The organism is Microcystis sp. CS-574 (genome assembly GCF_028329095.1).
In the GTDB taxonomy this organism is placed as follows: Bacteria; Cyanobacteriota; Cyanobacteriia; order Cyanobacteriales; family Microcystaceae; genus Microcystis; species Microcystis ichthyoblabe_A.
Genome location: NZ_JAQMSY010000004.1, coordinates 1 through 26,957 on the forward strand (window position 1 = coordinate 1; position 26,957 = coordinate 26,957).

General features: G+C 43.2%; 28 protein-coding genes and 2 pseudogenes. 6 read left to right on the top strand and 24 right to left on the bottom strand.

The features are described from left to right. Positions 1-27 precede the first annotated feature (27 nt). A complete protein-coding gene (locus PN470_RS00105) occupies positions 28-609 on the bottom strand; it encodes a thioredoxin family protein (RefSeq protein ID WP_002777504.1) in 582 nt (193 codons plus the stop codon). 160 nt (positions 610-769) lie between these two features. Next, on the bottom strand, positions 770-2,122 hold the full coding sequence (gene glmU / locus PN470_RS00110) for a bifunctional UDP-N-acetylglucosamine diphosphorylase/glucosamine-1-phosphate N-acetyltransferase GlmU (RefSeq protein ID WP_036395280.1): 1,353 nt from the start codon (positions 2,120-2,122) through the stop codon (positions 770-772). Positions 2,123-2,313: 191 nt separating this feature from the next. Here glmU and PN470_RS00115 point away from each other — a divergent pair, with 191 nt between their 5' ends. The 4 genes from PN470_RS00115 to PN470_RS00130 all read left to right on the top strand — a co-directional run bounded on the left by PN470_RS00115 (position 2,314) and on the right by PN470_RS00130 (position 6,049). Further along, on the top strand, positions 2,314-2,481 hold the full coding sequence (locus tag PN470_RS00115) for a hypothetical protein (protein WP_271934966.1): 168 nt from the start codon (positions 2,314-2,316) through the stop codon (positions 2,479-2,481). 92 nt (positions 2,482-2,573) lie between these two features. Beyond that, positions 2,574-3,317: a DUF561 domain-containing protein gene (locus PN470_RS00120; protein WP_016514650.1), complete on the top strand. Its 744-nt coding sequence runs from the start codon at positions 2,574-2,576 to the stop codon at positions 3,315-3,317. Positions 3,318-3,577: 260 nt separating this feature from the next. After that, a complete protein-coding gene (locus PN470_RS00125) occupies positions 3,578-4,837 on the top strand; it encodes a dihydrolipoamide acetyltransferase family protein (RefSeq protein WP_103111219.1) in 1,260 nt (419 codons plus the stop codon). A gap of 264 nt (positions 4,838-5,101) precedes the next feature. After that, positions 5,102-6,049 carry a PRC-barrel domain-containing protein gene (locus tag PN470_RS00130; protein ID WP_016514649.1) on the top strand — a complete coding sequence of 316 codons (948 nt, stop codon included), beginning with the start codon at positions 5,102-5,104 and terminating at the stop codon, positions 6,047-6,049. A 154-nt stretch (positions 6,050-6,203) separates the two neighbouring features. Here the strand turns inward: PN470_RS00130 and PN470_RS00135 are convergent, their stop codons facing one another. The 12 genes and pseudogenes from PN470_RS00135 to PN470_RS00185 form a co-directional block, all read right to left on the bottom strand. Next, complete coding sequence (locus PN470_RS00135) at positions 6,204-6,431, bottom strand: type II toxin-antitoxin system HicA family toxin (RefSeq protein ID WP_272103286.1); 228 nt, start codon at positions 6,429-6,431, stop codon at positions 6,204-6,206. Beyond that, positions 6,424-6,633 carry a type II toxin-antitoxin system HicB family antitoxin gene (locus PN470_RS00140; protein ID WP_002734849.1) on the bottom strand — a complete coding sequence of 70 codons (210 nt, stop codon included), beginning with the start codon at positions 6,631-6,633 and terminating at the stop codon, positions 6,424-6,426. Before PN470_RS00140 ends, PN470_RS00135 begins: the two co-directional genes overlap by 8 nt. Positions 6,634-6,849: 216 nt before the next feature. Then, positions 6,850-7,125, bottom strand: a complete 276-nt coding sequence (locus PN470_RS00145; protein WP_272103288.1) for a hypothetical protein — start codon at positions 7,123-7,125, stop codon at positions 6,850-6,852. Between the two features lie 254 nt (positions 7,126-7,379). Continuing rightward, a complete protein-coding gene (locus PN470_RS00150; protein ID WP_104397033.1) occupies positions 7,380-8,153 on the bottom strand; it encodes a hypothetical protein in 774 nt (257 codons plus the stop codon). 355 nt (positions 8,154-8,508) lie between these two features. Next, positions 8,509-8,937, bottom strand: coding sequence for a DUF29 domain-containing protein (locus tag PN470_RS00155; protein WP_272103291.1), 429 nt, complete (start codon positions 8,935-8,937; stop codon positions 8,509-8,511). 61 nt (positions 8,938-8,998) lie between these two features. Then, positions 8,999-10,915 carry a beta strand repeat-containing protein gene (locus PN470_RS00160; RefSeq protein ID WP_271934962.1) on the bottom strand — a complete coding sequence of 639 codons (1,917 nt, stop codon included), beginning with the start codon at positions 10,913-10,915 and terminating at the stop codon, positions 8,999-9,001. Positions 10,916-11,220: 305 nt separating this feature from the next. Continuing rightward, positions 11,221-11,595 carry a type II toxin-antitoxin system PemK/MazF family toxin gene (locus PN470_RS00165; RefSeq protein WP_016515140.1) on the bottom strand — a complete coding sequence of 125 codons (375 nt, stop codon included), beginning with the start codon at positions 11,593-11,595 and terminating at the stop codon, positions 11,221-11,223. Beyond that, complete coding sequence (gene mazE / locus PN470_RS00170; RefSeq protein WP_004158853.1) at positions 11,588-11,812, bottom strand: type II toxin-antitoxin system MazE family antitoxin; 225 nt, start codon at positions 11,810-11,812, stop codon at positions 11,588-11,590. The genes PN470_RS00165 and mazE overlap by 8 nt, the downstream gene beginning before the upstream one ends. 394 nt (positions 11,813-12,206) lie before the next feature. Further along, positions 12,207-12,344, bottom strand: a pseudogene (locus PN470_RS22075) (clan AA aspartic protease); the annotation flags it as partial. Between the two features lie 4 nt (positions 12,345-12,348). Beyond that, entirely contained in the window at positions 12,349-12,615 is a 267-nt protein-coding gene (locus PN470_RS00175; RefSeq protein WP_002733164.1) for a hypothetical protein, read from the bottom strand. A gap of 235 nt (positions 12,616-12,850) precedes the next feature. Then, positions 12,851-13,147: a type II toxin-antitoxin system RelE/ParE family toxin gene (locus tag PN470_RS00180; RefSeq protein WP_149987303.1), complete on the bottom strand. Its 297-nt coding sequence runs from the start codon at positions 13,145-13,147 to the stop codon at positions 12,851-12,853. After that, positions 13,144-13,368, bottom strand: coding sequence for an addiction module protein (locus tag PN470_RS00185; protein WP_008199613.1), 225 nt, complete (start codon positions 13,366-13,368; stop codon positions 13,144-13,146). Before PN470_RS00185 ends, PN470_RS00180 begins: the two co-directional genes overlap by 4 nt. A 564-nt stretch (positions 13,369-13,932) precedes the next feature. On the opposite strand from PN470_RS00185, the gene PN470_RS00190 reads away from it, so the two are divergent. Together PN470_RS00190 and PN470_RS00195 are read left to right on the top strand one after the other, a co-directional pair. Next, positions 13,933-16,398 carry an ATP-dependent Clp protease ATP-binding subunit gene (locus PN470_RS00190; protein ID WP_271934960.1) on the top strand — a complete coding sequence of 822 codons (2,466 nt, stop codon included), beginning with the start codon at positions 13,933-13,935 and terminating at the stop codon, positions 16,396-16,398. A gap of 77 nt (positions 16,399-16,475) precedes the next feature. Beyond that, positions 16,476-16,757, top strand: coding sequence for a hypothetical protein (locus PN470_RS00195; protein WP_272103293.1), 282 nt, complete (start codon positions 16,476-16,478; stop codon positions 16,755-16,757). Here PN470_RS00195 and PN470_RS00200 read toward each other — a convergent pair. From PN470_RS00200 to PN470_RS00245, 10 genes and pseudogenes are all read right to left on the bottom strand, one after another. Beyond that, positions 16,754-18,208 carry a glycosyltransferase family 39 protein gene (locus tag PN470_RS00200; protein ID WP_272103295.1) on the bottom strand — a complete coding sequence of 485 codons (1,455 nt, stop codon included), beginning with the start codon at positions 18,206-18,208 and terminating at the stop codon, positions 16,754-16,756. The genes PN470_RS00195 and PN470_RS00200 overlap by 4 nt on opposite strands. 941 nt (positions 18,209-19,149) lie before the next feature. After that, entirely contained in the window at positions 19,150-19,560 is a 411-nt protein-coding gene (locus PN470_RS00205; RefSeq protein WP_151695607.1) for a GtrA family protein, read from the bottom strand. Between the two features lie 17 nt (positions 19,561-19,577). Further along, positions 19,578-20,543 (bottom strand): glycosyltransferase, encoded by a 966-nt coding sequence (locus tag PN470_RS00210; protein ID WP_271934983.1) that lies wholly within the window; start codon positions 20,541-20,543, stop codon positions 19,578-19,580. Between the two features lie 23 nt (positions 20,544-20,566). Further along, positions 20,567-21,199 (bottom strand): class I SAM-dependent methyltransferase, encoded by a 633-nt coding sequence (locus PN470_RS00215; RefSeq protein ID WP_042790398.1) that lies wholly within the window; start codon positions 21,197-21,199, stop codon positions 20,567-20,569. Between the two features lie 189 nt (positions 21,200-21,388). Continuing rightward, a complete protein-coding gene (locus PN470_RS00220) occupies positions 21,389-22,141 on the bottom strand; it encodes a class I SAM-dependent methyltransferase (RefSeq protein ID WP_271934986.1) in 753 nt (250 codons plus the stop codon). 19 nt (positions 22,142-22,160) lie between these two features. Further along, complete coding sequence (locus tag PN470_RS00225) at positions 22,161-23,333, bottom strand: glycosyltransferase family 2 protein (protein ID WP_271934988.1); 1,173 nt, start codon at positions 23,331-23,333, stop codon at positions 22,161-22,163. 315 nt (positions 23,334-23,648) lie between these two features. Next, positions 23,649-25,295, bottom strand: coding sequence for a hypothetical protein (locus PN470_RS00230; RefSeq protein WP_272103297.1), 1,647 nt, complete (start codon positions 25,293-25,295; stop codon positions 23,649-23,651). A 112-nt stretch (positions 25,296-25,407) separates the two neighbouring features. Continuing rightward, a pseudogene (locus PN470_RS00235) lies at positions 25,408-25,656 on the bottom strand (glycosyltransferase); the annotation flags it as partial. A 111-nt stretch (positions 25,657-25,767) separates the two neighbouring features. Next, positions 25,768-26,040, bottom strand: a complete 273-nt coding sequence (locus PN470_RS00240) for an ISAzo13-like element transposase-related protein (protein ID WP_103111231.1) — start codon at positions 26,038-26,040, stop codon at positions 25,768-25,770. Then, positions 26,033-26,957 (bottom strand): ISAzo13-like element transposase-related protein (locus PN470_RS00245; RefSeq protein ID WP_272103299.1); only part of this gene is annotated, 925 nt, incomplete at its 5' end. The genes PN470_RS00245 and PN470_RS00240, both read right to left, overlap by 8 nt.

Here is a 26,957-nt window from a genome sequence, read left to right on the forward strand (position 1 = left end):
CACCCCACACCCCACACCCTTCGTTAATTAACCGTAATAGGGTGGCTCATTACCCGGTTTCCATTTGATATTACAGCCTAAACTGGGTTTTTGCTCCGTCGGCACCGGTTGACCGCTTAAAACCTTGTCAATAGCGGCCCGGAGATCTTTGCCTGTCACCGGTACACCATTACTAGGACGACTATCATCCAATTGACCGCGATAGACTAGAATCCGCTGACTATCAAAGAGGAAAAAATCGGGAGTACAGGCTGCCGTGTAAGCTTTCGCCACTTCTTGGCTTTCGTCATAGCATAAATTGAATTTAAAGTCAAGGGTTATCGCCATTTTTTTCAAATTTTCGGGCGAATCATCGGGATATTTCTCCACATCATTAGAACTAATGGCGAGGATGCCCAGATTGGTGTTAGCATAATCGCAACCTAGACGGGTAAGTTCTTCTTGAATGTGTTTAACAAAGGGACAATGTTCACAGAGGAAGATGACTAACAGAGCGGTTTTAGCCGCAAAGCTGTCCAGAGAAATAGTTTCACCCGAAACCACATCGGGTAAGGCAAAACTGGGAGCTTTTGTCCCCAAATCTAACATTGTGGACTCGGTGCGTGCCATAAAGTTTTTACTCTTTTCTATAGGGAGGACTGAGATTTTTATAGCATTTCATGCTTCATCGCGCAACTTTAACGCCTTAGACACCATCAGTGAACAGTAAACAGTAAACAGTGAACTGATAACTGATAACTGATAACTGATAACTGATAACTGCCATAACCTACTGAAACTGATCTGACCAATTTTCGATCACACGCTGACTTTCGCGAGCAATAACTAAAGCATTATCGGGGACATTTTTAGTGATAGTTGAACCCGCAGCCACGGTGACATTTTTTCCTAATTTTAAAGGAGCCACTAAAACACTATTTGCTCCAGTTTTTGTGCCACTGCCGATCAGAGTTTGGTGTTTTTTCACACCATCGTAATTAGCAGTAATTGTTCCCGCACCAACGTTCACTTTTTCCCCTAAAGTGGCATCTCCCAGATAGGATAAATGGGCAATATTGGTTTTATTGCCGATGCTACTTTTTTTAATTTCAACAAAATTACCGACTCGACAATTAGCCCCAATTTTCGCTTCTCCGCGCAAATGAGCATAGGGACCGATGCGACAACCAGAATCCACCTGACTATCAGAAATAACTGAAAATAAGACCGTTACATCGCTGCCTATCCGACTATTTTCGATTAAACTCCCCGGACCTATACGACAACCAGAAGCGATTATCGTCTCACCGCGCAGATGGGTTTGGGGTTCGATAATCACATCGGGACTGAGGGTGACAGTATCCTCAATGGTGACACTATCGGGGTCAATTATGGTGACTCCAGCGGCCATCCAATCATCTTTGACTCTAGTTTGCAGGATATCATAGGCGGCGGCCAATTGTTTGCGATCGTTAATGCCGCTAATTTCTAAACAATCCTCCACATCCACAGCCATGACGGGATCGAGAAAATTGACCACATCTGTGAGATAGTATTCACCTTGATCGTTATTGGGAGTTAAATTAGGCAGTATCGCCGCTAATTTTGACCAATTAAAGCAGTATATACCCCCATTAACCCGGTGGTTTTGTCGTTGGGCATCGGTACAGTCTCTTTCTTCGACAATCTGCTTAACGAGATTATTGCCATCACAAAAAACTCGACCGTAACCTTTCGGGTTAGGAAGGTTAGCAGTTAAGAGGGTGGCAGCGTTACCATGGTTTTTATGAATCTGGAGAAGATTTTGCAAGGTTTCGGGACGCAACAGGGGAACATCGCCATTTAAGACCAACAAATCCCCCTGAAAGTCCTCTAAATGGGGGATTAACTGCTGAATAGCATGGCCAGTGCCTAACTGTTCCTTTTGTTCAACAAATTCGATATCCGCAAGATGCTGTAGAGTATTTCGCACCTGTTCCCCTTCATAACCGATAATTACCAGTTTTCGCCGGGGATGTAAGGATTCGCTGACATTAAGTACCCGTTCCACTAGCGATCGACTGCCGAGGGGATGTAAAACTTTCGGAAGGCTGGACTTCATTCGGGTTCCCTTACCCGCTGCTAAAATTGCTACCGCTACCATGGTCATGCTTGCCAATATCGTTCGCGACTGAGTATATCGCACTCCGATCCCCTTGGTTGCAAGAATTTTTCCCCTCTTTCATCCTGTGCCAGTTGAGAAACTACCATAAAAAGGTTTTCTTTAAGACATTGTCAAGGTACTATACACAAATTGAAACAATTGAACATAATCAGCACTCTATAGATACCGCTATGACAACTGTACTAACTAAGGAATCCTCCGCCATGAAACAGATTCGCACCACCTACCAAGCTGACCAACAGGTGAAATACCTGCATCTAGAAGCGGAAATCGAGGTACTGCTGCAACAACTGCAAAACCTCAAGCGCAGAAACCAAGAGAATCCAAACCTAAATTAAAGAAAATTTCCCTAAGAATTCTCAAATCCCACCCTCTTACTAGCGAGAAGGTGGGAAAATGTTTTTTGAGAATTCCAGATAGGTGTAGATTAATGATCAATTTTGCCTTACAGCAAGCCTTCGCCCGTCGTCATGCCCTGAAAGTGATTAGTGGGTTAAATAATTTCGATCGCTCGCAGGTTCTCTCAGTAGTTAAAGCCGCTACAGCCGGAGGAGCAACTTTTGTCGATATTGCCGCTAATGCTGACCTAATTGGGTCCGTAAAAGCCTTGACAAATTTACCCGTGTGTGTATCGGCCGTCGAGCCAGAATTGTTGGTGATGGCAGTGGCGGCCGGGGCTGATTTAATTGAGATCGGTAATTTCGATAGTTTTTATGCCCAAGGACGCATTTTTGAGGCGGCGGAAGTTTTAGCCCTAACCCGTCAAACTCGCGACTTACTGCCCGAAATTACCCTGTCTGTGACAGTTCCCCATCTCCTACCCCTCGATGAACAGGTGAGACTAGCAGAAGCTCTAGTTAGTCAGGGTGCCGATATCATTCAAACCGAAGGCGGCACTAGCAGTCAACCCCGTCACGCCGGTATTTTGGGACTGATTGAAAAAGCTGCCCCGACTTTAGCGGCAGCCCACGCTATTTCCCATGCGGTTAAGGTTCCCGTCCTCTGCGCTTCCGGTTTATCCATTGTTACTGCGCCCATGGCGATCGCTGCTGGAGCGGCTGGTATCGGTGTTGGTTCGGCGATCAATCAATTGGATAATGAAGTGGCCATGGTGGCAGCCGTGCGCGGTTTAGTCGAATCTCTGCAAGCACAACCGGTCCATATTGGCAACTAGAACAATTTTTGTCTAGATACGGCACAGAAGGGGCCGTTTTCCCTTCTCTTTTTCCCTCTGTCACCAGTTATCAGTTATCAGTTATCAGTTACCAGTTACCAGATGTGAGTTTGCAGTTATCAGATGTGAGTTTGCAGTTCACTGATTACTGATTACTGATTACTGATTACTGATTACTGCTCACTGAAAAGCCCCCCACCCCCATCAACTGTGGTAAAATGCGCTATGGCTCAAAACATTAGAGATAGAAGCACTCCACCATGATTCGAGATATCTTCATGCCCGCGCTCAGTTCCACCATGACCGAAGGAAAAATAGTTTCTTGGGTGAAGTCCCCCGGGGAAAAAGTCAGCAAAGGGGAAACGGTGTTAGTGGTCGAATCCGACAAAGCCGACATGGACGTGGAATCGTTTTATGATGGCTATCTCGCTGTAATTTTAGTCGAAGCTGGCCAGGAAGCACCCGTGGGGGAAGCGATCGCCTATATCGCCGAAACTGAAGCGGAAATTGAACTGGCCAAAGCTCAGGGAAAAACCGCCGCAGTCGCCCCTAGCAAGCCCGTAGAAACCCCAGAAATCGCTCCGCCTCCCGTTTCGATCCCCGTCGCCGCCGTTAAAGATAATGGCCGTTTAGTCGCCTCTCCCAGAGCCAAAAAACTGGCTAAAGAATTAAAGGTGGATCTGAAAACCCTAGTGGGTAGCGGTCCCCACGGACGAATTACCGCCGAAGACGTAGAAAAAGCGACAGGAAAAGTCAGCACCGCCCCTGCTCCCGTCATTACTCCTCCGCAACCCGTCAGCGTGCCTGTAGCGGCTCCTAAAGCCCCGATTCCAACCAGCGCCCCGGTCGGTCGGACTGTTCCCCTCACCACTCTGCAAAAAGCCGTCGCCCAGAATATGTCGGTTAGCCTACAGGTTCCCACCTTCCAAGTGGGCTACACTATCACCACCGACCCACTGGATCAACTCTACCAACAGCTAAAATCCAAGGGTGTCACCATGACGGCCCTGTTAGCAAAAGCGGTAGCTAATACCCTCGCTAAACATCCCATAGTTAATGCCAGCTATAGCGACGCAGGAATTCAATACCACGGGGCGATTAACGTGGCTGTAGCCGTAGCTATGCCCGATGGTGGCTTAATTACGCCGGTTTTGCGCTCTGCTAACCAGATGGATATCTATTCCCTCTCCCGCAGTTGGAAAGATTTAGTCGATCGCGCCCGCAGTAAACAACTGCAACCGGAAGAATATAATAGCGGTACTTTTACCATTTCTAATCTGGGAATGTTCGGAGTCGATCGCTTTACCGCTATCTTACCCCCCAACCAAGGCGCAATCCTGGCCGTGGGTGCTTCCCGTCCCCAAATCGTCGTCAATAAAGATGGTTTATTCGGAGTGCAAAAACAGATGACGGTTAATCTCACCAGTGACCACCGAGTCATCTACGGGGCCGATGCGGCCTCCTTCCTGCAAGACTTGGCTAAACTGATCGAAACTGAGGTGCAGTCTTTAACTATGTAATCAAAATCTAGACAGCAGGAGCCAAGGGAGTTTCTCTCTAGCTCCTGTTTTGTTGTTACTAAAAAAATGTAAAGAATTAGCTAAAATGGGTTTAACCCTATCTATCACCCGAAACTATCGCCCAAACAAGGCCAAAAAAAGTGTTAATCTCAGGGAACTTTAAGATATAAGCTAATATCGGTAAATTAACACTCAATTTCGCCCTATATATTAAGCCTACAATAATTCGTATTCCCACGCCCTAACGCCTACCCATAGGAAAAAATGATCACAGAGAATAGTCGCTTACGTTCAGAATTTTTAAATACGCAGGTTATCACTCGCAATACAGGCAAAAAACTCGGCGTTGTTAAAGATATCCTAGTAGATATCGATCAACGAGAAGTATTTGCCCTGGGACTCCGCGACAATATCCTCTCCTTGTCGGGAATGCCTCAATATATGTATTTATCGAGCATCAGTCAGACAGGAGACGTGGTTCTCGTGGAAGATGATAACGTCTTGGAATCCGTCGATATCGATGCTTATACTCCCTTAATCGGTAGTGAAGTGATCACGGAAACCGGCGAACCTTTAGGCAAAGTCCGCGATTATCAATTTGATCCCCTCAGTGGTCAATTACATTCCATTATCATTGCTTCCCTGGGATTGCCTCTGATCCCCGAACAATTGATCAGTACCTACGAAATTTCTATCGAAGAAGTGGTTAGCAGCGGTCCGAATCGCTTAATCGTCTTTGAAGGGGCCGAAGAACGTCTCACGCAGGTTAGTGTGGGGGTTTTGGAACGTTTGGGTATTGGTCGTCCCCCCTGGGAAAGAGAAGAGGAAGAAGCTTACTATACCCCCGCTGCTCGTCCAGAAAATCAGTTAGGTACGGGTATTCCCCTCCGCACCCCCGTGGAGGCCGCTAAACCCGTTGAAGAACGCTGGAGTGAGGACGAATGGGAAAAAGAACCCCTGCGGGCCAATCCCCCACCGCAAAAACGGGCCGAGGCTCGTTATTATGAGGAAGAATACGAGGAAGAGGAAGATAACTGGGGAGAAGCTCGCTCAGAACGCGCAGAAAGCTTGTCTCGTCCTCAGTACGACGATTACGAAGATAAGGCCGAGGATGATATGTGGGATGATGACGTGGAACCGGATTACAATCCCCCCCGCATCAATATCACCGAGAAGAAAAAGGAAAGAATCCCCGAATACGAAGACGGTTAATCTTTGACAGTCCCCCTATCCATTAGTTACACATTTCTTAACATAAAATTTGACAAAAAAAGAAAAGTGTGCTATGTGGACAAAGGGGGTTCTCTGGGGGGACTAAATACTTTTGGTATTTGGTATCACGTCGAGTGCAGTGATTTGTCAGACTCTACAGATTTTCAATGAACTCTTCAACTGTGACTTGGGCTTGTTTCAGAATTCCACTTAATGTACCAACCTTCAATTCCTGATGTAAAGGGACAACATAGCCAATTTTGCCCTCTTCGGTTTCTTTCTTCATCACAACATGGCTACCTGTTTGACGAACTTGCTCGAAGCCTAAGCGTTCAAGAGATCTAATTGCCTCCCCACTAGAGATTCGTGGCAGCTTAGGCATAACTAACCTCAATACTGGTCACAAATCTAGGGGATGTTTCTGGTAAGGTAAATTCCTCTAGGTAAAGCCGTGTGGCTTCTTTCAATCCAGCAATCGCCTGCTCAATTGTTTCTCCTTGATCTACTGTGCCAACTTCTGGACATTCAGCAATGTACATATTATCTTCTTTGTACAAAATAACAGTAAAGATGCGATTTTTCATGGTGTTTTATCATCTCAGGCTTACTCTGAAAATCATAACATAACTGTTTCCTAATCGTTTGGTTAGAAAATAGTTAGGTTTCCTGATCATTGACCCAACTCACGCTTTTTGAAAAACTCTATAAGATATTAAGTTATTAGTAATTAATCCAATATTGTCCCACCTTCCTAGAATTGAGTGAGAAGATTGTGCAAAAACAAGCGTAGAGTTGATTAATCATTGAAATAAATTTGCCCCAATCAAACCGACTCGATGAACTGCTCGATGTCCGATTCTTACGAACCAAATTTGAGCATAGGTCAATCGGGCTAAAAGTTGATCGGAAGCTGTGAGGCTGTCTTTTGCTACTTCAAAAGCCCCTGTTTCAATATCTATGGCTACAATCTTCCCATGATTGCCTTCCTCGACTTGGGGGCGCACCTGAGATTCATAAATCTCATTACCACGTCGGGCGAATTCTTCTTTGCTGTAGCGGAGTTGATTAACTGTCATTGTCCTGACCCCGTTGCAACTTTTGCCCCTCTATTTTAACCTAAACATTGGGAATCTTCGCTAACATTTCTCAACTGGGTCCACAAGAGCGGCATCGCACTTAGACTCACAGCTTCAATCAATGTGCATGGTGCGTTCCCCAAAATTGATCGCTGAAGCGGTAGAAGTTGTTTTAGGGAACGCACCCTACAAGATTGCGATCGCATTATGAGGCGGTGCGCTCTGCTACGCAGTGCCTTTGACATCGCAGTGCGTTATACCTTAGCTCTTCGCAGACGCAGTTCTCTGTAACTCTTCCCATCGAACTCCATGACGCAGGCTCGATCAAAAGAGCTTAGATACTCATTATTCATCAACTGCTCATGCGGGCGAAGCATACTTGCGCCGACGCTGCCATCTAAGACAAGTAAAAGCAATGCCTCATCAAATCCATCACGCCATTTCAGAATATTCCGTTCTTTGTCGTCAAGTGCATTCTGTATTAGTTCGTCTGTTGTTTCACCGACCCAAAAGCTATCTGTGTAACTCCAATGAGGGGGGTGATCCCCTTCAAGTCGCATTACGCGAACATAGTCGATTTCTTCAGGCCAATCCGGCCCCCACAACTTTTCAGCACGCAAGGTGAAATAATCTCCAATTTTAGGATCATACTTCTCAACCAATTTCACTAGCATCTCAGCTATTTTTCTTTCTCGCCTTGCGATCAGGTCAGCATCACGATAACTGCTAAAGGATACCTGGACATCAATCCATTTGTCGCTACGCCTTGAATGAATGTGGGAACAAGTTTTAACTACAGATTCATATATGCCACGACGCTTACGGTCGCGACTGCCAGACCCCTCTTTCTCGTCATTGAATAGATTCCTGATTTCGATTCCAATCGTAATAGAATCAATTCTTGCTATGATATCGGGTCTTTCCAGGTGATCTGGCACGTGCAGTTCTGCGTAGTGGCTCAATCCTCCTGCATCACGAAATAGCTTGACTACGTTTAGCTCGTAAAGTTTTTGGCTTTCTCTGGTCATGGCTCTAATCGGTATAACTACATATTATAGGTCAACTTTCTGCACAACACTGTCCAGAGCAAAGATATGGGTCAACTTTCTGTATGTCACCCGGTCTTACAACACATATACTAATTTGTCAATAGTTAGCAATATTTAATCTGCTTATACTTCGAGTTTTGGTCTGAAAATGGGCGATCAATCCCACATTCCGCACCCTCAACTGTCACATAATACTAAATCGGTTGAGTAACGCACAGAAAACGGGTTTCTCGGAGAAACCCGTTTTCTGCTCATGCACTCATGCAAAAAGGGAGAATAAATAATCAGTCTTTAATAACCGGATTTAGGATTATTTAACCTTCAATCCGGGCTATCACTGGGGCCACCAATCTTCGATCACCTGCGCGATAGTATAGGGACAAAACTCGGGAAAAATGCTGAGGACTAAACCTGTTTGTCTGGCGGCTTCTCGACGCGCTCTGGTATATTCCTTATCCAAAATTTGCGCGGGATAACTGCGTAGACTGGGACTATCCTCTAATTTGCGACGAATTTGCGATCGCCCATCATTGATGGAATCCAGCCAACTATCGGAGTGCCGTTGGGGTTGATATTGCCACTTGAGCAGATGAAGCAAAATTCGCTCCATTTGAGAACCAATCGCACTGCGTTCACTTTTCCCCAAATCCTCGATTTCCTCGATTAAATGCTCCCAGTCAATGGCATCCCAGCGTTGTTCCCGCAAAAGTTGAGCCGTATCCCGGGCCCAGAGAATTAAATCGCAATCGTAGGTGGTTGGCATAACCGGTTCCCTGTTTTTCAAGCTTTTCGGGTCATCTCTCCTGTTGTCACGAGTACCATGATCAGAACCTCACCGACCCTGCAGCTACAGCAGCAGAAAAGCTGGTGATATCAGCCCCTGGGCCGAACAACTCGAAGCCTGAAACGTTCATGATGCCGTTGATTACATAGTTACCCGCACCCACCCCGGCAGTGATTGTGTAGGTGCCAGGATTGAAAACCAGCGTATCTTGACCGCTGCCTCCCTGAAAAGTTCCTCTGCCGAAGCCTTTCAGGGTGTCATCGCCTGCACCTAGATTCGTTATACCGCTTCCGGCGAAACCACCGATTAAGGCATCAACTAAGTCCCGGTCACTGCCTGTATCAATGGTGCCATCGTTGTAGATACCGATGCTGCCAGATCCCATGCCAGATCCGATGATGTTGTCCTCGCTGATGCCCGTGTTGATGGTGACACCGGTGCTAATGTAGATGCCGGTGCCGCCAGGTCCCGTTGCGGATCCTATGATGGTGTCTTTATCGGGGCTGGTGTCAATGCTGATGCCGGCATTGATGTTACCGCTGGTGGTGTAGATGCCATAGGCTTTACCAGTTCCCGTGATGCGGTCGTCGCCGCTGCTGGTGTCAATGGTTCCACTGTTGTAGATGCCATAGTTCATACCAGCTCCCGTTGCAGATCCCGTGATGGTGTCATTGCGGATGCCGGTGTTGATGGTGTAACCAACACTGTTGTAGATGCCATAGGTGATACCAGTTCCCGTTGCAGTTCCTGTAATGCTGTCGTTATCGGCACCGCTGCCAGCACTGATACCAGTATTGATGGTTCTACTGTTGTAGATGCCATAGGTGAGACCATTTCCCGTGATGCGGTCGTTGCCGATGCCAGTATTGATGCTGCCGGAAGTAAGGATGCCATGGATACCACCAGTCCCCACGATTTCGTCGGAGCCGATGCCAGTTTCGATGGCACCGCTATTAGTGATACCAGAGCTACCAGGGCCAGATGCCGTTGCAGTTCCTGTGATGGTGTCGTTATCGGCGATGGTGCCACTGCTGATGCCGGTGTTGATGGTACCCAGGTTACTGATGCCATAGGCGAGACCAGATCCACTGATACGGTCGTCGCCGCTACCAGTGATGATGTTCCTGAAGCTGTTGTTGTAGATGCCGGAACTGTCAGATCCCCCAGCAGCTCCCATAATGGTGTCGTTGTCGGCACCGGTGTCAATAGTGCCGGTGTTGATGATGCCATGGATGGCACCAGTTCCCGTACTTTCAGTGCCACCTGTGATACTGTCGTTGCCAGCACCAGTATTGATGGTGCCACCAGTGTTGTTGATGCCGGACGTGACACCATAACCGTCTCCTGTAATGGTGTCGTTGCCAGTGCCAGTGTCGATAGTACCGTCATTACTGATGCCGTAGTAATGCCCCCACCCTCTGATGGCGTCGTTGCCGGTGCCAGTGTTGATAGTGCCGCGGTTGATTTGGATGCCGTCGCCGCCACTACGTACAGATGTATCTTTAACTCCTGCAATGTGGTCGTCACCGTCACCGGTGTCGATTCTGCCAGAGTGGTAGATGCCAGATGCACTCCCTGTGGCAATTCCCCCAATGATATCCCTACCGCTGCCGGTGAGGATAGTGCCGGTGTTGTAGATGCCGCACCAGCCCTCTCCCGTGATGCTGTCATCATCGGCGCCGGTGCCACCGGTGTTGATGGTGCCAGAGTTGTTGATGCCGTAGCCGCTACCAAAACTACGACCCTCGATTCGGTCGTTGCCGCTGCTGGTGTTGAGGGTGCTGGTGCTGTTGAGGCCGATGCCGCTGATACCAGATCCTGTAGGCGTAGTTCCAGTAATGCGGTCGTCGCCGGCTAAAGCATCGACAATCGCACCAGTCGGAACTACCCAGCCATCCAGGGAGGTGGCTCGATCTGAACCTGCCGTGAACCCAAATTCTGGTGTGAGGTAAGCCATGATCTTTAGATCTTACTTTTTGCTCATATGAAGCTCGAATGTACAACACATACAGGAATTTGTCAATAGGTAGTAATATTTAATCTGCTTATACATCGAGTTTTGGTCTGAAAATGGGTGATCAGATCAATAGAGCAGCAATTATTGTAGTTGGGTTGACCCAAGGAAACCCAACAAAGAGTAACCTTTGGGGTGGTTAGGTTTCGCTTTTTCAAGCGAATTGAGCTATTTTCGCCCCAGTATTGTTTCGCTCAACCCAACCCACGAGGCGATGCACTCTGCTACGCAGTGCCTTTGGCATCGCACTATGAAGGCTTAAAAGCTAAACTGAAACCGAGTTGAATACAGACTGCTTTCTCTATTTCTTGCCAATAAACGTCTTCTAAAACACCCTGTTTATTCTTAATTCTTTGAGAATCTACAGCCCTCATTTGACTTAAGTTGATGTGTCGATCTCCGTCTAGTCCATTCTGCACTGTCGGGGTAATATTGACAACAAAAGGATAAGTCCTTTTCCCAGGCAACAATGGAGCAACTATTGTCGTTGTTCCATTTTGATTGCCAATATCGTTTTGTAAAATCAGGCAAGGGCGTTCTTTATCGGTTTCATAACCAACAACCGGTTTCAGATCGACCCACCATATCTCTCCTCGCTTATAGGTTAGTCTTCCATTAGGCATTTAGACCATCGCCCACTGCAATATCCCAGACAGAAATTTCTGCTTGCATCTCTGGATCATTGGCCTGATCTTTATAAGCATCTTCTAGCTCTTTCATAAAAACCCTTTTCTTCTCTTGCCAGAGAACATCATTGATAAAGCGGCTACGATTGCTTGCTAGTCGATCTACAAAGTCCAAAACTTCGTCGTCTAAGGTGATGCTGACTTTCTTACTCATTGCCCTAAACTGCCCACGACAGCCCAGTAGGATTAGAGCATCATACTAACTAATCCTACATTAATTGTCAATGCCTGCCTCTGATCTGTAAGTAGATTGAATGTCTAACGGTTGAACTCACCCGCCGTCACTAACTTTGGATGATAGCAGTAGTTTAGCAATTATTTTAGGTTGGGTTGACCCAAGGAAACCCAACAAAGAGTAACCTTTGGGGTGGTTGGGTTTCGCTTTTTCAAGCGAATTGAGCTATTTTCGCCCCAGTCTTGTTTCGCTCAACCCAACCCACGAAGCTTAGACTCACAGCTTCAATCCATGAGCATGGTGCGTTCCGAAAAATCGATCGCTGGATCGGTAGGACTTGCATTAGGGAACGCACCCTACAAGATTGCGATCGCACTGTCAGAGGTAAGGTCAAAAAGCCTGTGAACCCTGTATCAATAACAGCATCAATTACTTGCCTCTGTTTACTCTCATTGCTTACGACTAACCTAAGCCTCGCCTCGCAGTTTTGATCAACAATTCCGTTCATCATAAAGTTAAAGCAGACGACCTACGCCAAAGCGGTGAACGCCTTTATGTCCAATTCGGACACGCCAGATTTGAGCATCAGGGTTTCGTTCAAGCAATCGATTAGAAGCAGTTATTGTGTCATTGGCAAGCTCAAAAGCACCTGTTTCAATATCTATGGCTACAATCTTCCCATGATTGCCTTCCTCGACTTGGGGGCGCACCTGAGATTGATAAATCTCATTACCACGTCGGGCGAATTCTTCTTTGCTGTAGCGGAGTTGATTAACTGTCATTGTCCTGACCCCGTTGCAACTTTTGCCCCTCTATTTTAACCTAAACATTGGCAATCTTCGCTAACATTCCCCAACTGGGACCACAAAGGCTGCATCGCACTTAGACTCACAGCTTCAATCAATGTGCATGGTGCGTTCCCCAAAATCGATCGCTGAAGCGGTAGAAGTTGCCTTAGGGAACGCACCCTACAAGATTGCTAACCAATAACCTCAATGGTCCGGTGCATTGGGGTTGTTAGGTTCGCGATCGCCATGACTTTGGATCACGCCGACCATGAAAAATTGCGGTCACAACGACCCGACTTGAAATCACTCGATAGTAGACAGCATATGGGAATCGTCTGATGACTGCTCGTCGAATGTCCAGATAAACGATTGCATAAGACTCTGGCATCATGCCGATCTGATTGAGTAAGTCATCTACACAATCAATAAATTCATCACCCAAACCAGCTTTTTGACTCTCATACCAATCATAGGCATCGCTGAGGTCGTCACGGACTTCTGGACGAAATACCAGTACATACTTCATGCTTGCTTTCTGACTGATGCTTTCATCTCTTCCCAGGTGAGGACGTTATCGGGATCATTATTATGACCCTCAATCCGCTGATCGAGTTCGTGTTTTTGCGCCTCGGTTAAATCAGGATACACCTGTTCCACTGCAATACTGTCCCAAATCGCTTGAACCAGAAGGATTCTATCCTCAACACTTAAAGTTGTAATTTCATTTAGTGTAGCCGCGATATCCATACAGACAAGCTCCCGATTCAGATTGAGCGAGTAGTTCTAACAAGTTGTCATGGGTTCGGACTTGAAGCGTTAGTTTAGGCATACATAGTGATGACTCAAATACTAAGCGACCTAACTACATATTATAGGTCAACTTTCTGCATAACAGTCTCCAGAGTAACGATATGGGTCAACTTTCTGTATATCACCCGTTCTTCTACAACATATATACTAATTTGTCAATAGGTAGTAATATTTAATCTGCTTATACTTCCAGTTTTGGTCTGAAAATGGGCGATCGATAGTCAAGCGATCGAGAGATGGGAATGACCACGACTTTAGGGGATTATGCAACGGGGAACAACTTATCCGCAGGTTTCCAGAGGGCTAAAACCATAATCTGGGAGATTCCGGGCATCTCCGCAAGTCAGCTAAGAGCCATTGACCCCAGAAAAAATCTTCAGCCCCATAACCACTATAACTAATAGCCGTTCCCCAATAACTGATCACTGAGAGACAGCTAAACTAAAAAGCCGTGCTAAAATCAGCATATCTAGGGTCGCTTGTGTAGGTGATGGATAGGCTATGTTTGAAAGATTTACGGAAAAAGCCATTAAAGTAATCATGCTCGCCCAAGAAGAAGCCCGCCGCCTCGGCCATAACTTCGTGGGAACAGAGCAGATTTTACTAGGACTAATTGGAGAGGGAACGGGAGTTGCCGCCAAAGTCCTCAAGTCCATGGGTGTCAATCTCAAAGATGCGCGCGTGGAGGTGGAGAAAATCATCGGTCGCGGTTCCGGATTCGTAGCCGTGGAAATTCCCTTCACCCCCAGAGCCAAACGAGTTTTAGAACTCTCCCTCGAAGAAGCCCGTCAACTGGGCCATAACTATATTGGCACAGAACACCTCCTTTTAGGACTAATTCGCGAAGGGGAAGGTGTGGCCGCTAGGGTTCTGGAAAATCTCGGCGTGGATCTCTCGAAAGTTCGCACCCAGGTGATCAGAATGTTAGGGGAAACCGCCGAAGTGGCCGCCGGTTCATCTTCCCAAGGTCGCACTAAAACCCCCACTCTTGACGAATTCGGTTCCAATCTCACCCAAATGGCCAGCGAGGGTAAACTCGATCCCGTGGTCGGCCGGCAAAAGGAAATCGAGCGCGTCATCCAAATTCTCGGTCGTCGTACCAAAAATAACCCAGTCCTGATCGGGGAACCGGGGGTAGGTAAAACAGCGATCGCAGAAGGATTGGCCCAACGCATTGCTAACAAGGATATTCCCGACATTCTCGAAGAAAAACGGGTTGTCACCCTCGATATCGGCTTGTTAGTGGCGGGAACCAAATATCGCGGCGAATTTGAGGAACGCCTCAAAAAAATCATGGACGAAATTCGCCAAGCGGGTAACGTCGTCCTTGTGATCGATGAAGTTCATACTCTCATCGGTGCCGGGGCAGCCGAAGGGGCGATCGATGCGGCCAATATTCTCAAACCGGCTTTGGCCCGAGGAGAACTACAATGTATCGGGGCGACGACCTTGGATGAGTACCGCAAACATATCGAACGGGATGCGGCTCTAGAAAGACGTTTTCAACCGGTTATGGTCGGTGAACCCTCCGTAGAAGAAACGATCGAAATTCTCTACGGTCTCCGGGAACGCTACGAACAGCACCATAAACTAAAAATCTTAGACGAAGCGCTAGAAGCGGCGGCGAAATTGTCCGATCGCTACATTAGCGATCGCTTCTTACCGGACAAGGCGATCGATTTAATCGATGAAGCTGGTTCGAGAGTGCGCTTGATTAATTCCCAATTGCCACCGGCAGCCAAGGAATTAGACAAAGAACTGCGGCAAATTCTCAAACAAAAAGATGACGCGGTGCGCGGTCAAGACTTCGAGAAAGCTGGGGAATTGCGCGATCGGGAAATGGAAATCAAAACCCAGATCCGGAATCTCGCTTCCACCAAAAAAGGCGAAGATGGCAACGATGAACCCTTTGTGGATGCGGAGGAAATCGCTCACATCGTCGCTTCTTGGACTGGGGTTCCCGTCAATAAACTGACCGAAACCGAATCCGAGAAACTGCTGCACATGGAAGATACCCTACATCAGCGTCTCATCGGTCAAGAGGACGCAGTTAAAGCGGTGTCCCGCGCCATTCGTCGCGCTCGCGTCGGTCTGAAAAATCCCAACCGTCCCATTGCTTCCTTTATCTTCTCCGGTCCAACGGGGGTAGGTAAAACCGAGTTAACTAAAGCTCTGGCCGCTTATTTCTTTGGTTCCGAAGATGCGATGATCCGTCTCGATATGTCGGAATACATGGAACGGCACACGGTTTCTAAGTTAATCGGTTCACCTCCGGGTTATGTTGGTTACAACGAAGGGGGACAATTAACGGAAGCGGTGCGTCGTCGTCCCTACACGGTGGTGCTATTCGACGAAATCGAAAAAGCTCACCCCGATGTCTTCAATATGCTTCTGCAAATCCTTGAAGATGGACGTTTGACCGATGCCAAAGGTCGCACGGTGGACTTTAAAAATACCCTGTTGATCATGACCTCGAACATCGGTTCTAAAGTCATCGAGAAGGGTGGCGGTGGTTTAGGTTTCGAGTTTGCCGATAATCAAGCCGAAGCCCAGTATAATCGCATTCGATCGCTGGTTAATGAGGAATTAAAACAATATTTCCGTCCGGAATTCCTCAACCGTCTCGATGAGATTATTGTCTTCCGTCAACTGAGTAAGGAAGAGGTCAAGGAAATCGCCGAAATCCTGCTCAAGGATGTGTTTAAACGTCTGACAGAACAAAATATTACTTTGTCTGTTACTGATAAGTTTAAAGAACGCTTGATCGAGGAGGGTTATAATCCGGCCTACGGCGCTCGTCCCTTACGTCGTGCGATTATGCGTCTGTTGGAAGATGTTCTGGCTGAGGAAATTCTCTCCGGACGGGTTTCTGGTGGGGATACGGCCATGGTCGATATCGATGAGGAAGGTAAGGTGAAAGTAATTTCCGGTGAAAGACGTGAGTTAATCGCTCCCGTGATTGAATAAATTCTTACTGGAATTAGTTAAATAAAAGGTGGGCTTTTTGCTCACCTTTTCTCGTAAAAATAGGGGAAAAAAGTGCGATGAAAGTTTGGGTTGTGGGTTGTGTTTTGTTATTTTTGTTGGTGGAATTTTATCAGTGGGCCAAGGGGTTTATTTTGCCTTTACCTCTCTATATTTTTGCTGGAGCTTTATTATCGATCACTTCTAATTATTCTCAAGATATGAGCAATTTATTTGCTAGAAATGAACAGGTTTATCAAACTGCCAGTTTAACTGATATTCCTGACATTTTGACGGCAGAAACCGCAATTACCAGCCTAGAAGCGGCAGCATCGGAGGATGGTAAAAAGCTATCAAATTAGGCGGTTTTGTAGAATTGCCATGTCATAACTAGGGTAAAAATCACTAAAACTAGCCAAGGAACTAAAATTAAATTGCGTTTATCAGTAAAGAAAAAGGGAAATAAATCGACTCTTTGAATTAATGGTGTAGCTTCAGGAGAATTTGATCTCTCCATACACCAAGAGGAGGTGAGTAAACAAGTAATGTTACGAAAACGACTACCTAGTCGAAATTCTTGATGGGTTTTGGGAGGAGCAAAGAAAATCATATCTAGATTACTGACTTCTGTATTAGAAGATAAACTAACGGAGGCTATTTGAATAATAAAAGCAATAATAAGGGCCGTAATAATTAACCAACGTCTCCAATGAAAATTGGATAACAAATACTGAATTAAGAGAGCGATTAGGGGAATCAATAATAGATGAATAGAAGTGACTTGGTAGCGCGCTCCCCATGCAGAGTCTCCATGCCAAAAATCAAAACGGCTAGTAGCTAAGGTAAAGAGAATAAGATTCAATAAAGCTGTCAATATATAGCCACGAAGATAGGGAGATAATGTTTTCCATACATAAACTGTCAACATTAAACAAGGTAGAAGCAGTGGATCGTATATGAAAATGCTTTTAGCTGGAGAAAATAATACTCCTAATATTCCGACCGAAGGGTGATTAATCATTGGATAATTATCTGGCAGTTTTGGTAAACCCTCCAAAAAAGGATCGGTATTTATAGTATCAATATCTATTACCCTCAACGTCCAAAATTTTCCAAATCTTTGGAAGTTAAAATATTGGTTGATTAACATAACAGGAATAGCACCTAATATCGAAATAGCAAGAGACTGTAATATAGCCGGCCAACTTTTTCTTTTATATAGTAAAATACCAAACAAAAATAATAGAGTAGTTGCTATATGAATAATACTGGTGGTTCTAACTAAAAAAGCACAGCCCAAAGCAACTCCACTTAAATAAATATTGATAATCTTGTTATTTTTTAGATAATTAAAGATAGCAATATAAGCCAAAATAACAAATAATAAAACTTGATTATTTTGTTGATTATTTTGAGCATAATTTAAAACCGTGGTAGTGAGCAACCAAGTCAGGCTAGAAATTGTAGCTATTTTTTCGCTAAATTCTAGCTTAATCAACAAATAGTAAGCTGAAATCACCACTGCTATGTTAATGGGGAGAAAAATTAACCAGTTAACAACAAATCTTCGGCTCAACTCTTCGGGAATTCTGGGAATAAGTTGATGTATCGTAGTTCCTAGCCAATCCCCCGGTAACATTAATAAAGATTGACCTACTTCATAGGTATAATAACGTTTACCATCTCTACCTATAATTCCAATTTTATTGTCCATACGAGTGGGAGGCTTATGGTTAGTATCTAGTTGAACTTCAGGCTCTCCCGTCCAGATACTATGGGTTATACTTAAGCGGACTAAAGTATCTGCACGCATGATGAGACCAGTGTTAATCACCGCCAGCCATAAAAATGTTATTAAACTAATTTTTATGATGTTTCTTTTTGATAAGTTGTTCATTTTTTATCTACTCCTGTAAAACCATATTGAGGCAGTTGATGTCCTGATAATGTATTTAATCCTTCTCCATACTAACCTAAGTTCGGGATAAGCCGAAACCCTAATTTTATCCTAGCCAGTCAGCCCTATTCTTTCCTGGAATTCAACGACACTACAGCGTGCGTCATCCTGAATGCTGTACTCGCTACCGAAAGCGATTTGTAAGAATAAGATACTGTACAAAATGGAGAATACGATGCTGAGACTGAACCAGAAGGTTCTGGAAAGCATCAATTCTCTTAGAGGAGTGAGTTCAAAAAATACGGCTCTTCCGGTTTCTGTGTGGAAACGAAGCCTATACTGATAGTTTCTTCGGCAAAATAGTCGTAAAAGTCTTTCTCCGTCAACATTTCACGATTCCATAAGCAAAAATTATCACACAAAGTCGAGAAGAGCCAAAATACGAGTTCTTTGTCTGCATAAATACCTTATTAAAGGTAAAATACTTGTACGTTTTATACAAGTATTTTACCTTTAATATGGATACCCGAAGAGCTAGGATGATTGTCGATTTCTTGCTATTTTTAATTTGCCATTAGGATCTAGCCTAAATAATCTTTTAGATGCCCTAGAATTTCACTATTTCTAATCATAAAAAATTTCATGGCAATTATAAATAGTAAAGTCAAGAGAAAGTATTATTTCTTGCCATCTATAAGCTTTAGAACCATATTAACTGTTACTTTATTAGATAAAAGATTGAGGACTAGAGTGATTGTTATTGATGCTTGACATTTGCTTAGTTGATAGGTTGATCAGGAAAAATGGTAATGAATTATCTGGGAATTTTGATTGCAAAAAAAATTCAATAAAGACCACTATTTTCGATTAAAAGTCCATTTTTTATGGGCAATAAAATTATAAATAGTCATTAGTATAGTAAGGATTATGTAAGCGGACAAGTACCATACTTTCAACAAATCAACCAAGAAATACATAGCGATAGCGACCGCAAAAAAACTAGAAAGCATGATCGCATGATACTTGATTAATTCTCCCAAAATACTTCCAATTTTTACTCGCCCTGTAAATGTATATTTTCGATTCAGATAGAATCCCAATGTATTTGAATAGAACATTTGCACGAAAATCGAGAGAACGTAATGCAATTTTAGATAATTGGTTAAAAGGTATAGAATTAGTATATTTTGGAATGAACAAAAGACACCCACAAGGCAAAACCTAAAAAATGAGCTTCTGAATAAACGATTAACCGCAATAAATTTCATGTTAAACCTAATCGTTACTAAATTATATTAGCTTTTAGTCTAGCAATTATGCGTTCTTGGATGCGCGAATATCGTAAGTATTTGTAAACTCCTAAAAAACCAAGCGAAAAACTCGATAGGAGTAACTTAATTAACTCTAATCGAGAACGTTCACCGTGCGCCATCCTCGCTAAAATAGTATTCACTTGTATTGAGAATTCAGCAAGTGATCGAATTCTTTTTTTTCTGTAGGTTGACACCTCCCATCTATCTAGATAGTCGTGAGCAACCACATTCAATTGATTATAAAACTCTCCAGTTTTGGAGCTTCTGACAACGGTTTGAGAGCTTGAATGAATGCGAAATGCACTCAAGGGATAAGGATAATAAATGATTTTTTCATCTCGTTCATGAAAAGCGATTTTTAACCAGAGATCCCAGTCGGCTGTATACCAAAGTTTTTCGTTCATTCCCCCCACCTGTAAAGCAATTTCTCTTTTAAAAATTGGAGCAGGAATGGAGATAAAATTTTGAATCAACAGGCTCTCGATTAAAATATCTCTATCAACATATTTTGGAAAAGCTGGTAAAGGACAAGTCCATAAACCTAACTTTTTCCCTCGGTCATTGATAAAGATTGAAGGGTGTAAAAGTAAGTCGGTATCTGGATAATCATTAAGGATTTCCTTGATTATTTTTAAACGATTGTTCAACCATAAGTCGTCTTGATGTAATAAACATACATAGTCTCCCGAAGCATTCTGTAAAGCGAAGTTAGTGTTAGCAACCCAATTGCCTATCCTTTTACGCTCGAAAAGCTTGATAGGAATTTTATCCTCGTAATTTTTGATAATAGATAAAGTTCGATCAGTAGAGCCATCATCAATGATAATATACTCGACGTTTCTCTCATTTTGTTCAAGGATTGAATTAAGAGTATCCTTTAGATACTGATCTCCATTATAAGTGGGAATTAATACGGACAACCAAGGATGAGCATTCATAAAAACTTTTTGAAATAACAGTATTATGAAGAAATTTTAATCAGAAAAACAATATTGTTTTTCCAAGGACGAACGGTAGACTCAAGGATAATCGATTGTTTACCAAAGAGTTTATATATCATATCTCGAAATTGTTCGGTCGTTTTATGCTTGACCTTATCACCAGTAATATACAGATCCAATAGATAGCATAAATAATGGATCGGTGAATTATTTTTACGCCAATCCTTGAGAACAATATATCCGTTAGGTTTTAAGGATTTACCAGCGTAAGTTAAGAATTCTTCATGCATTGACCAAGGAACATGGTGCATAACATCACTAATGACGACTAAATCGACACTTTGGGGGGTTTCTGCAACGAATTCTTGAATTGATTTTTGTTCAAACCGAACATGATCGAGATTTCCTTGAAACATCCGTCCTACCCTAGGAGTAATATCGATTCCTATAATATGTGAACTAGGATAGGCACTCGCTAAAAGTTCAGTTAAAGCACCTTCCCCACAGCCTAACTCTAGAATTATCTCAGGATTAACCCATTTATGGATTTGATGAGTTAAATCAGCTTGATTAATAAAAATGTTTCGATAAATATCAGAAATTGGTCTTTCCCAAGGACCTAACAAGCTCCGAACAAAAGTTCCTATCGGCATAAAAATTAGTTAACCCCCTATAAATTTACCTTCGGCTGTTTTCATCTTTGTTTTAGTCCCAAAACACTTAAAAAGAAACTGGAAAAAAATCACCTGTGCTACCAAGGCTAAAGCGGGTACGGAAGGAATGACAATTCTCATGGTCACGGACTTATCTAAGGCTCCATAAAACGGAGTGACGAACCATCTTTAGGGTTTTTGAGCGACAGTAATCAGTTGAAGTCCTCGAGAAGAAACCAGAAAATCATCTACCCTAAATACAAACTGCAAAAATCGAGAGGTAATCTTACTCACAAATGTTACCTTCGTTTTCATTACCTTTTCTGGACCGAGAGCAGAAACCATCTGATAATAGATTAACCCTAAAAAAGTCCCCCATCCATAATTCTTTTTGACAGAAAATCCACTATTAGTTACTAAAGAGGCGAACTCTTTCATTCCAAAACGCCGATAATGACCCGCAACCTCATCCTGTCTAGACCAATAACGCATATTACAAGGTACGGTCAGAAGGGCGATACCTCCTGGTTTTAATAAAGAGAAAATAATGTTGAGAGCTGCTTCAGGTTCGGGAAGATGCTCGATGACTTCGCTACAGATCACTAGATCATAAGAACAGCGAGGCAATCTTTCAGCAACTTCGTACAAATCTCCTACCTGAATGACATTGCGAATTTCCGGATGGGCGGATTTCTTTCCTTCCTCGGAATATTCTATTCCTGACAAGGTAGCTTTTGGATATTTATTTTTAAGTATGCTTAAAAATGCTCCACGGCCACAACCAAGATCGAGAATACTACAATCTTCCATAGAAAATTTAGGTAGCTCGCGTAGCATTAAACGATAGCGATTATGGGTAAGAGGTCCTATATCTTGTAGGTTTTGCCATTGCTGCGACCAAAGATGGTCGTACATTTCCAAGTCATACTCACTGTTATTCATAGTTTAAATGTAAATAGAATTACTTACGTTTTAGTCCCAAAACACTTAAAAAGAAACTGGAAAAAATCACCTGTACTCCCAACCCTAGAGCGGTTACGGAAGGAATGACAATCCGCATGGTCACGGCTGGATCTAAAGCCCCATAAAGTTGTGCATTCCAAGTATATAAAGCATACACCGAACCGCCTATACCTACTAAAAATAAAATTACGCCAATGATCAATCCCACCTCCAGATTAATATAACGGAAAAATCGTCTTAACTTGCGGTCTTCCGGTAATAAACCCTCGCTGATAGCAAAAGCTTTTGTAAAGATGGCAAAACTGACGATTTGAAAGCCAATAATCAAAGCTGTGGCTGAATAGAGAAGGGTGTGAACTCTGGGTTGGGTCATAAACCAAATCGTCGCCACAAATCCCAGAAACATTAAAGCCAGTCCGGGGTAGAGAAACAACCAGCGAGGACTATACATTAAGAGGAATCGGAGATGTCGCCAGCCATCGCGCCAAGTTTTTAGGTGGGGGGGACGACTGCGACCGTCAGGGGATAAAGTGGTTGGTACTTCGGTAATTTTCAGACCGTAGAGGGATGCTTTCACCACCATCTCGCTGGCGAATTCCATGCCAGTGGTGCGTAGGTTCAATTGTTCGATCGCCTGTTTACTAAACCCGCGCAATCCACAGTGAAAATCACCACAGGGGCTGCCAAAAAATAACCGTCCTAACCAAGTCAAGACAGGATTGCCCAGATGCTTATGCAATACTGGCATCGCCCCTGGTTTAATTCCCCCCTGAAAACGATTGCCCATCACCAAATCGTAACCCTGTCGCAATTTTTCTAGGAAAGGCGAAAGATTAGTAAAGTCATAGCTATCATCGGCATCCCCCATAATAATGTATTGACCTTTGGCTGCCGCTATACCCCCCCGCAGGGCGCTACCATAACCCCTTTCTGGGATAGGAACCACCCGCGCCCCGGAATTAGTGGCAATTTCCTGGGAACCATCGCTACTGCCATTATCGGCGATTAGCACCTCTCCCGCAATTTTGTGTCGTTCCAGATAATCTCGCGCTTTGCCGATACAGGTGGCCAGGGTTTCCGCCTCGTTGAGACAGGGCATGATGATCGATAATTCTAGAGTAGGTATCTGCTCATTGGCGACGGCATCTGCCATGACCTGATTTTCTAGCATAACAATCGCGGTGGAGTCGTTTTGCCCAAGAGTATAACAGGATTATTGACGTTTGTAACAACAAATTTTTGATTGCTCAATAGTGCTGCCTTAATTGATTGGCTTGTCTTTGTCCCCAATAACCTATAATAAGTGGGCTGTTCATTATCTAGATTTCCGAAGCTATCTTAAGCTAGACAGGACCTTCAGCATCCCAACAACGGGGTTTAGATTACGAACAGCTTAGGGCAAAAATTTGGCAACCCAGAGAAAATGATACTGAAAAATTAAAAACTGAAGTTTATCTTGATTTCAGAGCAATAAACCTTAGCTATATCAAGCTGAAAATCGAAATGACCTTAAAAGTTTAGTTGTAACATATAAGTTTAGAATTGACAGTGCCGATAGCAATGGATTACTGGGGAATAAATAACGTGAAGCTGCGGGGAAAAATGCCATATCGACTGCAACATACAAGAATAAGCGCAGTAAAATTATAGATAGGGCAAAAGAAATAATCAATACATATTGATTAAGAAGTTGGGAGTGAACAGGTTTAATCAAGTAATAGACGAATAATATTACAAAAGATATCATTCCAATAATATTGATGATCTGAATTAAAGGAGTGATCCTGATCCGGTTTAAATAGAAAATAAGGTCTTTATTTAAATCTCGTTGATTAACTAGATAAGTTCGACGATGTGCCACTCGATTAAATATTGATCTCATTTCAGGAGTTACTCGAGGATCATCCGTATTTTGTAAGAATCTATTACTGACTCGTGGCAAAAATAAATATCCACTCATTTTAGTTAATGAATGAGGAAATTTGTTTAGCCAAAATCCTATATCTATAGGATCAAAAGAGAAAGTTTTCCTGTTAATTCTTTGATAGTTAAATGCCTCTTGCAGTTCAGAATTAATTTGAGCAAAAACTTGATACATACTCCTGTCTTCTGTTAAATTGCTTCTTCTAATTGCTTCTATTGTTGACCAGTGCACCCAATCAATTGTTACTTCTATATTAGTATCTTTTCCACCGAGTGTAGTAACTTTCCTAGCTAATTCTTCTTCGATTAGAGATTTTACTTGATTCAACGTTGGACTCACTTGATAAGCCATTTTTAATTGTTTACGATTTATATTGACAAACTCAAAATCATCGATATTTTGACCATCATCTATACTCTGAATCTGGGAAAAAGTTTCTTTGAAAGCCGATGATTGACCAATGGATAATGCCGGTAATTCTAGAAAAAAAGTATTTAATAAAGTAAAAAATGTAGTAATTAATAAACTTATAGCGATGGGAATAATACAAATCGGCAAAGCTTCTCGAATAGCTCTTGCTATATTCATTCTATTTCTTAATACAAGAATAACAAAAACAACTAGGTAACTCAGCAAGAACACTATCTGCTCTGGACGGGTAATGAATATTATTCCTAAACACAATCCACCAAGGACAGAAAATATTAGTTTCTTCGCTAAATTTTCTGACATAACAGTTATGATGGTTAAAGCCAAAAGGATATGATATAAGCTAATGGCTATTGTTTCAGTTAAAATAGTATTGAAAACCATAAAAGTTGTTATATGAAAAGTTAAAATTGCAAAAACGACTAAGCAGATATATCGAGGGATTTTTAGTAATCTAAAACTAAAAACCAATAAAATATTAGAGATAGTGTAAAAAATCTCATGGCTAATTCTTAGAGGAAGATTCAGAAAATTAGAAACCATTATAAATATCGGATATCCTGGCATATAATCGATTATTGCCTTAGCTTTATTAGTAGGGAACCAAATATTCTGATCTGCCATTAACGCATAGAGCAAGCAATCTCTTGGATGCCCTAAAACTTCACTGTTTCTGATTAAAAAAAACTTAATAATGATAATTGATAAAATCCCACAAGCAAAGAATAATTTATTTATATCTTCGGAAGATATTCTCGTCAATAATTGTTTTTTTAGCATAATATTTACCGAATTCAGATTACTTTGGCAATAACTTGGGTTAGACGATAGTAACTACTATATCGAATAGAGATAAACTGTCCTCACATATTCAAATCCCTCATGATCATAGTCCCCTTTCTAGGATAGTAACCACCCGCGCCCCTGAATTAGTGGCAATTTCTTGAGAACCATCGCTACTGCCATTATCGGCGATTAGCGCCTCTCCCGCAATTTTCTGTTGTTCCAGATAATCTCGCGCTTTGCCGATACAGGTGGCCAGGGTTTCCGCCTCGTTGAGACAGGGCATGATGATCGATAATTCTAGAGTAGGTATCTGCTCATTGGCGACGGCATCTGCCCCGACCTGATTTTCCAGCATAACAATGGCGGTGGATTCGTTTTGCCCAAGAGTATAACAGGTTAGGGACTTGCGTAAAAATAAGATGCCAGCTAGGAGGGCAGAACCGTCACATCCCATTTGGGCAAAGTTTCAGAACGCTGCGTTGAAAGGTTGCAATTGTTCTAGTTCTTTAGCCAAAACCTTCACCCCTTTTTCATAAGTTCCTTCTACCAAATTTACTAGAGGTTTTATCCCCTTCCAAGTCATGTTAGAAGCCCAATTAAGAGCCGCATCAATTGAATCTAAAATTGCCCCATTCCAATAGTTCTCTAAGACTGCCCAACACCTTTCAATTGGATTATATTTACTATGGCATTTGCGGGTAATAGATGAGCCGTATTTGCCATTGGGTTTTTCAGGCAAATTCTACCATTCTTTTGATAAATTGAGTGCGGTTGATGCGAGTGGCTGCCCCTCCATCTAAATCAATGACTAATTCTTCTAACCATGGATAGATTGCTTGATTTTCTTGCCACCACAACTCTAAACAATCTGCTACAAAATCTGAGGTTTCAGCCGATTGACCGAAATAAATAGACAGGCGTTCTCCCCTCACATCTAGAATTCCTAAAGGGACTAAAACAGCCCTCCATTCCCTATCATGATCATCCGCTTTTAATGGCTCGAGATAGCGGGCTTTCCCCTGACGAGACAAATTTTCTATCTTAACTTTAGCTTTGCTATCCAAGGAAATTCTCAAGGATTTAGTCTGGTTGTCAGCGGCTTGATTGGCTTGAGCTACGTTGGCAAAAATTGCCTCGGTTTCTGGGATTTTTTTGAGCGGTTTTATTTTTTGTGTTTTTTTTAAACTATAGCCCATTCGATTCAAAATATCTCCAATGGTTTGACGAGAAGGCAATTGTTCATCTCGATAGCCTTTTTCTTCTTTTAATGCCTCTCTTACGGCTCTGGCACTAATTTTTGTAAAAGCAAAAGTTGATTGAAATTTAGGGTCTGCTTGCGAGTACATCTCCACTAAACTTTTGATGTCTGCCTCTAAGTTTGGTAGCAGTTCCTCCGTTTTTTTTCTCCCCCTAGCACGATAATTATCAACGCAAATAATTCCAGTTTCTAGCTCTTTCAATCCCGTTGCTATTGCCTGCCTAGACCATCCCAATTCTGTTTCAGCCCGGCGCGGCGAAGAGTTAAAATAGTCTATAGTTACTTGCGCCATAAAAGCCCTTTTCTTAAAACCTGTCAGCTTTTTTGCCGCATCTTTCAAGCTTGATTTGATTTTTTCAGTCAGTTCAGTTACCATAGTTGAGAGTGGGAGTAACAAG